Source organism: Streptomyces sp. NPDC005775, assembly GCF_042871565.1.
Lineage (GTDB): Bacteria > Actinomycetota > Actinomycetes > Streptomycetales > Streptomycetaceae > Streptomyces.
The window spans coordinates 796,631-808,713 of record NZ_JBIAIU010000001.1 but is presented as its reverse complement, the minus strand read 5'-3'; the positions used below and the strand labels follow the sequence as shown (position 1 = coordinate 808,713).

General features: G+C 71.9%; 8 protein-coding genes and 1 riboswitch. Of the genes, 4 read left to right on the top strand and 4 right to left on the bottom strand.

Annotation, left to right across the window (positions count from 1 at the left end):
- The first annotated feature begins 41 nt into the window (after window positions 1-41).
- Window positions 42-151, top strand: a riboswitch (SAM riboswitch).
- A gap of 47 nt (window positions 152-198) precedes the next feature.
- The 4 genes from ACFYPA_RS03585 (at window position 199) to ACFYPA_RS03570 (ending at window position 4,713) form a co-directional block, all read left to right on the top strand.
- A complete protein-coding gene (locus ACFYPA_RS03585; protein ID WP_359352065.1) occupies window positions 199-624 on the top strand; it encodes a hypothetical protein in 426 nt (141 codons plus the stop codon).
- Window positions 625-828: 204 nt separating this feature from the next.
- Window positions 829-2,124, top strand: coding sequence for a cytochrome P450 (locus ACFYPA_RS03580; RefSeq protein ID WP_359352063.1), 1,296 nt, complete (start codon window positions 829-831; stop codon window positions 2,122-2,124).
- A complete protein-coding gene (locus ACFYPA_RS03575; protein ID WP_389129195.1) occupies window positions 2,121-3,377 on the top strand; it encodes a cytochrome P450 in 1,257 nt (418 codons plus the stop codon). The genes ACFYPA_RS03580 and ACFYPA_RS03575 overlap by 4 nt, the downstream gene beginning before the upstream one ends.
- Before the next feature lie 328 nt (window positions 3,378-3,705).
- Window positions 3,706-4,713 (top strand): LacI family DNA-binding transcriptional regulator, encoded by a 1,008-nt coding sequence (locus ACFYPA_RS03570; protein WP_359082253.1) that lies wholly within the window; start codon window positions 3,706-3,708, stop codon window positions 4,711-4,713.
- A 64-nt stretch (window positions 4,714-4,777) separates the two neighbouring features.
- Here the strand turns inward: ACFYPA_RS03570 and ACFYPA_RS03565 are convergent, their stop codons facing one another.
- From ACFYPA_RS03565 to ACFYPA_RS03550, 4 genes are read right to left on the bottom strand one after another with little or no spacing between them, the layout of a single operon-like run.
- Window positions 4,778-5,491 (bottom strand): hypothetical protein, encoded by a 714-nt coding sequence (locus tag ACFYPA_RS03565; protein WP_359082252.1) that lies wholly within the window; start codon window positions 5,489-5,491, stop codon window positions 4,778-4,780.
- Window positions 5,492-5,532: 41 nt separating this feature from the next.
- Window positions 5,533-7,785 carry a glycoside hydrolase N-terminal domain-containing protein gene (locus ACFYPA_RS03560; RefSeq protein WP_359311370.1) on the bottom strand — a complete coding sequence of 751 codons (2,253 nt, stop codon included), beginning with the start codon at window positions 7,783-7,785 and terminating at the stop codon, window positions 5,533-5,535.
- Window positions 7,782-9,758, bottom strand: a complete 1,977-nt coding sequence (locus ACFYPA_RS03555) for a beta-galactosidase (RefSeq protein WP_359311373.1) — start codon at window positions 9,756-9,758, stop codon at window positions 7,782-7,784. The genes ACFYPA_RS03560 and ACFYPA_RS03555 overlap by 4 nt, the downstream gene beginning before the upstream one ends.
- Before the next feature lie 15 nt (window positions 9,759-9,773).
- The gene (locus tag ACFYPA_RS03550) at window positions 9,774-12,023 is read right to left on the bottom strand and encodes a 1,4-beta-glucanase (protein ID WP_359311376.1); all 2,250 of its coding nucleotides are present in this window, start codon (window positions 12,021-12,023) and stop codon (window positions 9,774-9,776) included.
- Window positions 12,024-12,083 lie beyond the last annotated feature (60 nt).

Below are 12,083 nucleotides of genomic sequence, written 5' to 3'. Positions count from 1 at the left end.
CCGTCGGTTCGTGCCGTTCGTGTGCGTTAGAGTCGTGTACGGGTCATGAGTTCCAGTGCGCAGCCCCGGCTTGCTGGACGGCACCCCGCTCCGCTGCGGGTGCTCCGGGTGACGACCTGCCCCGTGCGAAGGGCACGGGGAACAGCGGACCGCGGTGCAGGAGATCCGGGGTCCTCACCTCGGAAGGCGAACCTCACCATGCTGCGTCATCTCGCCCAGAACGACTCCGTGCGGAGTGACGGCTGCTCCCGCTATGCCGCGGGTCACCGCGTGCACTGGATCCACGCGAAGAAGTGCCGCCAGGAGCCGGGGCGGGCCGTCGAGATCCTGGTCACCTCGGGGGATGTCCGTGATGACGGGTGGGTCGAACTGCGGGCCGCCTTCGACCATGCCGACAACCTCCCCGCGGTGTGGACGCATGCCCCCGGCGCGCTGCGGGAGACCCTTGCGAGTCACCTCGGGCGGGTGTACTGGCTGGAGCGTTGGCATGCGCTGAAGCTGGTGCACGGCGGCGGAGTCAACGGCGGCGCTGCCGGGCTCGTCAACGTCGGGTTGGAGGCCGGGGAGCTGTGCGAGACCGCGGTTCGGGACGACCGTGCCGGGGGCCGTGGCTCCCTGGCGTAGCCCGTCCCGTCGCGTCCGCACCGTGAGCTCGTTCGGTACATCGCGATGCTCGGCAATTGTGCTGAGATGTCGTCCCGCTGTTCCGTTCAGGGTGTGGGATTGATCGTCGCTGACCGTTCCGACGGCACACAAACTCCTTATAGTGAACGTGCGTTGATCGCCTGATCTTGACGCGTGCAGCTGTCGCCACAGGAGTCAGGACCCATGACGCGCCCTTCTTCCGCAGAGCCCGCGCCACCCTCTCCCTCTCCGCCTCCCGGTTGCCCGGCGCACGCCGGTGCCGTGCCACTCGGCGGGCCCGGGTTCCAGACGGAACCGCAAGCCGTCTACCGCGCCATGCGGCGTGATCACGGGCCCGTCGTCCCCGTGGAGCTGCCGGGCGGCTTCCCCGCCTGGCTGGTCATCGGGTACCGGGAACTGCATCAAGTCACCAGCGACGCGGAGCTGTTCCCGCGCGATGTCGGGCTCTGGAACCAGTGGCCCCACATCCCCGACGACTGGCCCCTGCTGCCGATGGTGGGGCGGCCCCTGCCGTCCATCTACTTCAGCGCGGGGGAGGAGCACCGGCGGCACGCGCGCATGGTCGGGCCGGCCCTCGAAGGCACCGACCCCTTCGAAATCCGCAACCACTGCGAACAGTTGGCGGACGGGCTCATCGACGCCGTGTGCAGCCGCGGCACGGCCGATCTCGTCGCCGACTTCTGTGAGCCCCTGCCCGTCCTCGTCCTCGCCCGTCTGGTCGGGTTCCCCGACGACGAGGGTGCCGACATCGCCCAGGTGCTGAAGGACCTCGCGGACGGCGGCCCGGACGCGCAGACCGCCCATCAGCGGTTCGGCGAACACATGGGCCGGCTGGTGGCCGCGAAACGGGCCCTTCCGGGAGACGACGTGACCTCGCGCATGCTCGCTTTCCCCGAGGCGTTCACCGACGAGGAGTACATGCTCGACCTGATGGCCATCACGGCCGCCGGGCACCTCACCACCGCCGACTGGATCAGCAACTCCCTGCGGCTGATGCTCACCGAGGACGCGTTCGCCGAGTCCATGGCCCGGGGCCGGCGCAGCATCGGCGACGCCATGAACGAGGTGCTCTGGGAGGACACGCCCACCCAGATCCTCGCCGGACGCTGGGCCGTGCGGGACACCCAGCTCGGCGGGCAGCGGATCAGGGCCGGGGACATGCTGCTGCTCGGCCTCGGCGCCGCCAACACCGACCCGCTGATCCGGCAGACCATCTCCGGCAGCGGAGCATCCGGACAGGGCGGCAACGGCGCCCATCTCGCCTTCAGCCACGGTGAGTACCGGTGTCCGTTCCCCGCCCAGGAGATCGCCGAGATCATCGCTCGTACCGGCATAGAGGTCCTGCTCGACCGGTTGCCCGATCTCCAACTCGCCGTCCCCGTCGACGATCTCGTGCGGCGGCCCTCCGCGTTCCTGCGTGGCACCACCTCGCTCCCCGTTCGGTTCACCCCCGTTCGCACGACAGGAGACTTCTCGTGAACTGCCCCCACGCCGCCGCCCAGGCGGCAGCCCAGGACGGCGGGACCGTCGTCATCGACCCGATGGTCCAGGACCTGGACGGTGAGACGACGCGGCTGCGCGACGCCGGACCGCTGGCCCGGATCGAGCTGCTCGGTGTACCGGCCTGGGCCCTCACCCGGCACGCCGACGCCCGGCAACTGCTGCTGGACCCGCGGCTCGTGAAGGACCTCGATGCCTGGGGCCTGTGGCAGAGCGGCGAAGTGACGCACGCGTGGCCGCTCATCGGCATGATCGACGCCGGCCGGTCCATGTTCACCGTCGACGGCGACGAGCACCGGCGGCTGCGGACCAAGACCTCCCAGGCGCTCACGCCGCGCCGGCTGGAGGCGATACGCCCCGACATCGAGAAGTTCACCGGGGAGCTGCTGGACGCGCTCGCCGAGGGGGGCAGGGACGGGGCCGTCGTCGACCTCAAGTCCGTGTTCGCGCAGCCCCTGCCCATGCGCGTCGTCGGCATGCTGATGGGCGTCGACCCCGCCGAGAACGCCATGCTGACCCGCCAGTACAAGGCCTTCTTCTCGATGCTCACCCCGCAGGACGAGCGCCTGGCCCTCCTCGCCGACCTGGACGTCTTCTACGCCGGGCTCGTACGCGAGAAGACCGCGCAGCCGACCGATGATCTGACCTCCGCGCTCATCCTCGCCGACGAGGGCGGCGAGCCGCTGACCGAGGAGGAGGTGGTCGGCAACCTCAAGGCGATGGTCGCCGCCGGGCACGAGACCACGATCGGGCTCATTCTCAATGCCGTACGCGCCCTGCTGGCGCACCCCGACCAGTTGCGGATGGTCCTCGCCGGGGAGGTCTCCTGGGAGACCGTGATCGAGGAGACCCTGCGGTGGGACACCCCGACCACCCACCTCCTGATGCGGTTCGCGACCGAGGACATCCAGGTCGGTGACGGTGTCATCGCCAAGGGCGAGGGCGTGGTCATCTCCTACCGGGTGATCGGACGCGACCCCGAGCAGCACGGCCCCGACGCCGACGCGTTCGACATCACCCGCCCCACCCCCATCCGGCACATGACCTTCGGCCACGGCCCGCACATCTGCCCCGGAGCGGCGCTCTCCCGGGTCGAGGCGGGCATCGCCCTGCCGGCGCTCTTCGGGCGCTTCCCGGAACTGCGGCTCGCGGTGCCGGACGCGGACATCCGGAAGCTTCCCGTGATGACGCAGAACGACATGGAGGCCTTTCCGGTCCTGCTCGGGGCCTGAGGCCGCCTGCTCGATGCCTGCGACCGGGGGACGCACCTCCCTCCGGGTACGCCGGGGTCCTGAACGCGCGACTCCCGGTCCCGCTGATGTTCCGGACCGGGTGACGGGCCTATCGTGGCAGTAGCCGGAACGGCTGCCGCGACACACCGAGTCGAAGCGCTTCGATAGTGGTCTAGACACTCCGCGCGGGCAGGTCTAGGCTCGCAGCGTCCATGCATGTCACAGGCGGAGCGGCCAAGTCGAAGCGCTTCGCCACGTCCGACCGAGGCCGCCGTTTCCGGCTGGTCTCCGCGCCGGTGTCCGACGACGTCCCTTGATGGAGAGCTGAATGGTCACCCTTGCCGAGGTCGCGCAGCACGCCGGAGTCTCCGCGAGCACGGTGAGCTATGTCCTCAGCGGGAAGCGGTCCATCTCGGTGTCCACCAGGGAACGGGTGGAGCTGAGTATCCAGCAGCTCGGCTACCACCCCAACGCCGGGGCCCGGGCGCTCGCCAGCAGCCGGTCGAACATCATCGCGCTCATGGTGCCGCTGCGCACCGACATGTACGTCCCCATCATGATGGAGATCGCCATCGCGGTCGCCACCACGGCCCGCACCCACGGCTACGACGTCCTTCTCCTCACCGGGGAGGAGGGCCCGGCCGCCGTGCGGCGCATCGCCGGAAGCTCGCTCGCCGACGCGATGATCCTGATGGACGTCGAGCTCCACGACGAACGGCTGCCGCTGCTGCGTGACACCGGGCGGGCCGCCGTACTCATCGGGCTGCCGGCCGACACCGACGGGCTGACCTGCGTCGATCTCGACTTCGAGGCGACCGGGGCGCTCTGCGTGGAACACCTCGCCGGCCTCGGCCACCGCGAGGTCGCCGTGATCGGCGAGGCGGCCGCGGTGTACGAGCGGCACACCGGGTTCGCCGAGCGGACGGTCGACGGCATACGCGCCAAGGCGCGGGAGACCGGTGTACGTGTGCTGCACCGCCCCTGCGAGGGCGGATACCCGGCGATGGCGCAGACCCTGTCGAGGATCTTCGACGAGCGCCCCGGCACCACGGGGTTCATCGTGCAGAACGAGTCGGCGGTGGAGCCGCTGCTCAACCTCCTGCGGCAGCAGGGCCGGGCCGTGCCCGAGGACGTGTCCGTGGTCGCGATCTGCCCCGAGCAGGTGGCCACCCAGGCTTCGGTGCGGCTCACCTCGGTGGCCATCCCCGCGCAGGAGATGGGGCGTCGCTCGGTCGAGCAGGTCGTCGCCAAGCTCTCCGGTCGCGGCACGGACGAAGTCGAGCTGTTGGCACCCGAGTTGACGGTACGGGAAAGCACCGGGCCCGCCCCGAGGTAGTGCCCGGCCCCGATGCGCGCACGAGCCGGCCCCCGCGCGGGGGCCGGCTCCTTGTGCGTACGGATCAGCCGGCGGAGACGCCGAACCCGTTCGTCCGGAAGTCCAGGCCACCCGACGACGACGTGATCTCGTAGCCGAACTGGACGTCACCGATGGTCTCGTTGCCCCACCAGCCCTTGGTGTCCTTGATCCACTTCAGGATCGGCAGGATGTTCACCGTGCCCGAGGTGGAGTCCGAGGTGCGCAGGAACGAGAAGACCTGGTTGGCCCCGTTGTCCCCCTTGTAGACGGTCCAGGTGTGCCCGCCGAGCGTCACGTTGCCCTGCGCGGTGCCCAGCGGGCCCACGGCGCCGTTGTAGTTGACCCAGAGCATGACCTCGTAGTCGTAGTCGCTGTCCCAGATGTCGTACGAGGTGTTGTACGCACCCGACGACGGGACGGTGACGTTGTAGGTGCTGGTGAGCGACCGCAGTGAGCTGAGGGACTTGCCGACGACCTTCTTGGCGTTGGGGTACGACTTGATGCCGCCCGTGTTCGGGTGGTCGGCCCAAACGCCCCAGTTGGCGGAGGAGTTGGCCCAGATGGACTGCGCGCCTGCGCCGGAGCCCCAGATGTTGTTGTAGAGGGTGTAGCCGTCGGAGGTGGTGTAGTTGCCCCACTGGTCCGAGGAGGACCAGATCGCGGCCTGGGCAGGGGCGGCGGCGAAGCCGATGAGGGCTGCCACCGCCGTCGCCGGGGCCAGTACGAACCTGCTGAGGGTGCGGGTACGTCGTGCCATGGTTGTCCCTTCCATGGTGGGGGGATGGGGTGGGGGGAGAGCTACCGCGCCCCCAGTTCGAGGACGCGGTCCACGCCGGCCGTCAGCTCCAGTGGAGCCGGGGGTGATCCGGCGGAGGTATCGGTGAAGGTGTGCCGGTCGCCCGTGCGGAGGTCGATCCGGGCGTCACGGGTGGGATGGAGCACGGCGGTCGCGCTGCCGTCGGCGGACCAGCGCAGATCCAGCCCGGCGCCGAACCTGGTGCGCACACCGCGCAGTTCACCGGTCGGGCAGCCGGCCAGAGGTGCGGGCAGCAGGACCAGCCGGTGGGGTGTCGACTGGACGAGCGACTCGATGACCGCCGCGGGCAGCGCGTGGGCGGCGTCCGCGTTGTAGACGTTGCGGGACGGATAGTGCGCGCTCATCAGCGAGTCGTGGAAGAAGTCGCCTGCCAGCACCGCTTCCAGTGCCGCCGAGACACGCTCGCCGTCCCGCAGCCGCGCCGCGATCAGGGCATGGTGCAGATGCCCGTGCGCGGAGTCGTTCTCCGATCCGCGCAGCTCCAGGGCGCGGTGTGCGGCGGCGGCCGGCTCCGGGGTGTCGTACGGATTGATCGCGTCCAGCGGCCACACCGGATAGAGGTGGCTGAGGTGGCGGTGGTCGTACGTCTCCGCCAGGCCCGGCCACGCCCACTCGGCGAGTGCGCCGTCCTCGTTGACCCGGTAGGCCGGCAGCCGGTCCGCCAGCGCGCGTCGCCGGGCCGAGGACGCGGCGGCGGGGGAGCGATCGGCCGACGTGGTGAGTGCGTGGCGGGCCGCCGCGAGGTCCATCGTCGCGTTGACCGTTCCCCAGCTCGCGTTGGCCGGACGGTTCTCCGGAGAGTACGAGGGGACGACCGCCACCGTGCCGTCGGGCGCGGTACGGGTCAGGAAGTCCTCGTAGAACAGGGCCGCCTCGTGCAGCGCGCCGACGAGCCGGGGGTCCGTCGCCCCGCTCGTCTCGGCGTGCTCGATCAGCGGTTCCAGGAGCCAGTCCGCACCGGCCGTCCACAGGTGGAGCGGGTAGGCGCGCTGGTAGTGGCGGGTATGGCCGGACTCGCCGTCGGTGTGGGACGGGGCGACGATGCCGCGAGCCCCGAAGAGAGCCCTGGCGTTGTCCCGCCAGTCGGCCAACTGGCCGTACACCAGGCAGGCATGGGCCTCGGAGACCTCGGGCAGGGCGGCGGCCGCCGCCGAGGCGATCTGGAGGTTGAGGTTGGCATTGGTGGTGAACGCGCCGGACCAGGCGGTGTCCCAGTCGCCGGTCCACAGGCCGGTCAGCCGGGGCGGCAGGAGGCCGGAGGACGAATACAGGTGGTAGCGCCCCGCCGCGAACAGCCGCTCCAGCAGGGCGGGGCTGCCCGGTCTGCGTATCAACTCGCTGCCGGGTAGTCCCCGTTCGGCCAAATCGGCGTCCAGGGTCAGGGAGGCGCGCTGGAAGGCGGGGCGGTGCAGGGCGCGGTGCCGGGCGAGCAGCGTCGGGTAGTCGTCCTGCGGCAGGGCGGCGCACTCCGCCGCGAGGTCCAGGCTGCCCGCGTGGCGCCGCACCCGGGTGAGCAGCAGCAGGCTCCGGGCCCCCTCGACCCGGATGCCCTCGCCCGCGACGGACACCTTGCCGCCGTCCGCGCGGACCACGGTCACCCCGGTGTAGGCGAGTTCGCTGTCCGGGTAGCCCGCCCGCAGCGAGAGCCGGCCGCCGCCGGGGCCCAGCACGGTGCTGCGGCCGACGGCCAGGCGCGGCGGTGCGCCGGGCAGCGCGTGGTCCAGGGTCAGGTCCACCGCGAGGCCGGGGCCGGTGACGTACTGGACGATCACGTCGTCGGCGCGGGAGACGAAGACACGGCTGTGCCGGCCCTCGCACACGGCCGTGATCTCGCCCGTGGTGAAGTCGACCGTGCGACGGTAGCCCGGGGGCGGCTCCGTGACGTCGGGCGCGGCTGAGGCGTCGGGGACGGGCCGGAGCCTGGTCTGGAACGCCGGGTGGAACGGCTGCACCCACACCAGCGGCCGGCCCTCCCCGAACCGCTCGGCGGCCGTGGTGTCCCCGGCGAGCAGCGCGCTCTGCAGCCGGTCCAGCCGGTCGGCCAGCTCGGGCGGACGCAGGTGCTCGCTGCCGTTGGGCCGGACGAGGGTGTGGTGGTTGACGATGACCCGGTCGTCGGCCGGGTCCCCGTACACCATCGCCCCGTGCCGGCCGTTGCCGCCGAGGAAGGCGTCCTCCCAGCGGGCGGCGGGGCGCGGTTCCCACGTGCCGTCGATGTGGGTACGGGCGGTCATGGAGCGGCGCTCCGCAGCACGGCCACGCCGTGGCGCCCCAGCTCCACCCGGTCGACCGTCTTCTCGCCGGTCAGCAGGTCCTCGTAGGTGCCCGGCACGGCCACGGAGACGGTGTCCCGGCCGTGGTGGAGCAGGAAGAGCAGATCACCGCGGCGGACGGCCTCCACGCCGTCGGGCAGCCCGGCCAGGACCGGCGTCACACCGGCCTCCCGCACCACGTCACCGAGCAGCCCGCGCAGCGCCGCCGGGGTGGGCAGCGTCGACAGGTACCGGGCCCGGCCCCTGCGCAGCACCGCGGGCAGCCCGGCCAGCTCGCCGTCGCGGTACGCGGCCACCACTTCGGCGTCCTGTGCGGCCTCCAGCTCCTCCGACCAGAGGGTGCCGTCGAAGCCGTCGCACGCCACGGCCGTGCCCGCGTCCAGCGGCCACCACTCGTGGAGCGTGCGTATCCCGAACAGTTCGCGCAGCCGTGCGTCCATGCCGCCCGTCCTGACGCGGTCGTCCACGTCCGCGATGCCGCTGAAGAAGCCGCAGACCAGCGTCCCGCCGCCCTGCGCGTACGCCACCAGATTGTCGATCGAGGCATCGGTGAGCAGGTACAGATGGGGTACGGCGACGGCCTTGAACCGGCTCAGGTCGGCGTCCGGGCGGGCGAACTCGGTGGCGACGCCGTTCTCCCACAGCGCCCGGTGCCAGCGCTGGACGACCTCGGTGTAGTCCAGCAGCGAGGACGGCCTGCCCTCCTGCGCTCCGGCCCACCACGAGTCCCAGTCGTGCAGGATCGCCACGTCGGCCGGCACGTCACTGCCGCCGACGGCCGGTCCGAGCGCGGCGAGTTCGGCGCCCAGCCGCTTGATCTCCTGGAAGGTGCGCCCCTGTTCGCCGGCATGGGTGAGCATCCCGGAGTGGAACTTCTCCGAGCCCTGCCGCGACTGCCGCCACTGGAAGTAGCAGATGGCATCGGCGCCGCGCGCCACCGCCTGCAGTGACCAGAGCCGGTTCAGGCCCTCGGGCTTGGGGTGGTTGACGCCCCGCCAGTTCACCGGACCCGCCGCCTGCTCCATCAGCATCCACGGGCCGGCGGCCTGCGAACGCGTCATGTCGGCGAGCATCGCGTTGTACTGGCCGCCCTGCGGATCCCGGGGATCCGGGTAGATGTCCACGGAGACGATGTCCTCCTGCGCCGACCAGGCCCAGGCGTCCTGGCCGGACCACAGCGGCATGAAGTTCGTGGTCACCGGAATGCGCGGGGTGTGCCGGGCCACGATGTCGCGCTCGGCGACGTAGCACTCCATCAGCGCGTCGGAGGTGAACCGCTTGAAGTCCAGCACCTGTGCCGGGTTCTTCATGTACTGCGCCTTGCGCGGCGGCAGGATCTCCATCCAGGAGTCGTAGCGCTGGCTCCAGAAGGCCGTGCCCCACGCCTCGTTGAGCGCGTCGACGGTGACGTACCGGGCGCGCAGCCAGCGGCGGAAGTGCGCGGCCGTCTCGTCGCACCAGCAGTGGGTGCAGTACTCGTTGTTGATGTGCCACACGGTGAGCGCGGGATGGTCCGCGTACCGCGCCGCGAGGTCCTCCGTGAGGGCCGCGGCGTAGCGTCGGTAGACGGGGGAGCTGGCGCAGAACTGCTGGCGCGAGCCGTACCAGACGACCGAGCCGTCCTCCGTGCGCGGCAGGGTCTCCGGGTGCCGCGCCCCCATCCAGGGCGGCGGGGACGCGGTCGGGGTGGCGAGCACGACGCCGATGCCGTGGGCGTGCATCAGGTCCATCAGCCGGTCCAGCCAGCCGAACTCCCTTGCGCCTGGGCGTGGTTCGATCTTCGCCCAGGAGAAGACCCCGAGGGTGACGGAGTTGACCCCCGCCTCCTTCATCAGCCGGGCGTCGTCCTCCCACACCTCCTCGGGCCACTGCTCGGGGTTGTAGTCGCCTCCGAAGAGGATGCGGCCACGGGCTGCGTCGCGCAGGGACGGCATGGCGTCTCTCGTTTCTTACTTCGGTTCTGCGTACTGGATGCCGCGGCCGTTGGTGCCCAGGTGGACACGGCCGTGGACGCGGGGGTCGCCGGTGATCACTTCGCCGGTCCAGCCCCACTGGTGCGAGTCGTCGTTGATCCGGACCCAGGTGGCGCCCGCGTCGTCCGAGCGCAGCACCGCCACGCCGTCGTACGTCGCGGAGACCCTGCCCGTCTGGAAGACCGCCGGGTAGCCGGCGCCGGGGCGCCTGCGGCCCCTGACCGGCGCGGCCTTGCCGAACCCCAGGGCGTGCGAGGCCCGGCAGCCGGCCACCGGCGCGAACGTGAGCCCACCGTCCGTCGAGCGGAACAGCCCGTTGTCCTTCGCGGAGAGCCACAGGTCGCCGCTGCGGCCGGGTGCCGCCGCCACCTTGAACTGCACGTCGCCCGAAGGGAGTCCGGCCGCCCCGCGGGCGAACGTCGCGCCGCCGTCCAAGGAGTGGAAGACCGCTCCGGTGTCGGTGTCGTAGACGTAGAAGCGCCTGGGGTCGAGCGGATCGGCGACCGGGGAGCCGCCCTTGGGGAACGTGGCAACCTCGGTCCAGCTCGCACCGGCGTCGGTGGAGCGGTGCGCCGGGTACTTGGTGCCGTCCCAGTGGACGAACGACCAGAGCAGGACCGACCCGTCGGCGGAGACCGCGACCGGCCCGGGGGCGGAGGCGGCGATCTCCGGCTGGGCGGCGAACGGCTGCCAGGTCCGGCCGCCGTCGTCCGAGGACGCCCCGGCGGACGTCGAGCCCGACGGCCAGCCCGTGCGTACGACGTACGAGGGCTTGAGCGCGGCGAGTGCGAGGCCGGTGGCCGTGCCGAAGACCGGGTTCGACGCCATGCCGCGCGAAGGCGAGGCGGTCAGCGAGTCGTGGTACATGACCCCGATGTCGCCCAGGCCGCTGAGGAGCCGGGCACCCTTTCCGGGCGGGGCGATCAGGAAGCGTACCGACGTCTCCTCCAGGCCCCGGATCTCCGGGGCCCAGTGGACGAGGTCGCGGGTGCCGAAGATCGTCGCACCGGTCCCGTACACGATGTGACGCGAGTCGAACGGGTCGACGGCCACGGTCTGCATCCACCAGCCGAACTTGGCGGACTCCCCGCCCCAGCGCAGATAGGGGGTCTCCGTGACATCGAGGACGGCGGTGTCCTTCAGGGAAATCCAGCTGGCGCCCGCGTCCGTGGAGCGGAACACCGTGTCGATCTGCCCCCAGCGGTTGTTGGTGGTGACGACGAGCGTGCCGGCGCGGCGCGCGTCGACCGCGACACCGCCGTAGCCGAAACCGTCACCGGCCGCGGCGTCGGGCCGCACCGGGGTCACCTCGCTCCACGTGCCGGTCACCGTGTCGAGCCGGTGGACCGAGCCGTCGGACTGCCCGTTGGGCCCCGGGGCGTCCGCGTAGGTGACGTACAGCGCCCGGCCGCGGGCGTCGTACGCGGCCCGTACCGGCACCTTCGTCGCCGCGCTCCCGGACGGCTGCCCGGGCACGGCCTCCCAGCCGCCCGTAGCGTTCGTACGGTAGAGCGCGCTGCCGCCGTCGCCCCAGCCCGCGTACACCGTCCGGCCGGCGGCGGCGAGGAACATCACGCCCTGGCCGCTCGCCGACGCGGTCGCGGGGAAGTCGGCCGGAGCCCAGGTGACGCCCCGGTCGGTGGAGCGCAGCAGCCCGTCGTGCCGGGTGCCGAGCCACAGCGTGTCGCTGTCCCGGGGGTCCACGAGCAGCCGCTCGCCGGCGCCGCGCCCGTCCTCGTTGGCGCCCAGCCGCACCGTCAGGTCGGCCCGCTGCCAGGTCGCCCCACGGTCCTCGGAGCGGAGCACCGCGCCGGGGCTCGCCCAGGACTGCGCGTACGTGCCGCAGGCCAGGTAGAGACGGCCCGGGTGCGCCGGGTCGACGGCCAGGGCCTCGATGCCGAGCAGGTTCCAGTCGTCCCAGCCGAGGTGGTCGGTGAGCGGGGTCCAGCGGGCCTCGCGCCCGTCCCAGCGGTACGCGCCGCCGATGTCGGTGCGGGCGTAGGCCAGGCCCCTCACCGACGGGTGGAACAGCACCCCGGTGACGAATCCCGTCCCGCCGATCGCGGCGGTCCGCCAGCGGTGGGGTTCGCTCGCCCTGCCCCGGTGGTCCTTCGGGGCGGTGGCAGCGGCGGGGCCCGCGGCCGGCAGGGTGACGGCCGCGGCGACGACGGCCGCCGAGGCGAGCACCGTTCTGCGGCTGGGCGTGGGCTCGGACGAAGTGCGCATGGCGGATACCTTCCGGACAAGGACAAGAAGGACGAGGACAAGAAGGAGAGGGGGAGCGAA

What these genes read in the sequence shown, in the direction of transcription:
- ACFYPA_RS03560 (WP_359311370.1), bottom strand. Translation starts at nt 7,785, where the DNA reads ATGACCGCCCGTACCCACATCGACGGCACGTGGGAACCGCGCCCCGCC.
- ACFYPA_RS03555 (WP_359311373.1), bottom strand. Translation starts at nt 9,758, where the DNA reads ATGCCGTCCCTGCGCGACGCAGCCCGTGGCCGCATCCTCTTCGGAGGC.
- ACFYPA_RS03550 (WP_359311376.1), bottom strand. Translation starts at nt 12,023, where the DNA reads ATGCGCACTTCGTCCGAGCCCACGCCCAGCCGCAGAACGGTGCTCGCC.
- ACFYPA_RS03565 (WP_359082252.1), bottom strand. Translation starts at nt 5,491, where the DNA reads ATGGCACGACGTACCCGCACCCTCAGCAGGTTCGTACTGGCCCCGGCG.
- ACFYPA_RS03580 (WP_359352063.1), top strand. Translation starts at nt 829, where the DNA reads ATGACGCGCCCTTCTTCCGCAGAGCCCGCGCCACCCTCTCCCTCTCCG.
- ACFYPA_RS03585 (WP_359352065.1), top strand. Translation starts at nt 199, where the DNA reads ATGCTGCGTCATCTCGCCCAGAACGACTCCGTGCGGAGTGACGGCTGC.
- ACFYPA_RS03570 (WP_359082253.1), top strand. Translation starts at nt 3,706, where the DNA reads ATGGTCACCCTTGCCGAGGTCGCGCAGCACGCCGGAGTCTCCGCGAGC.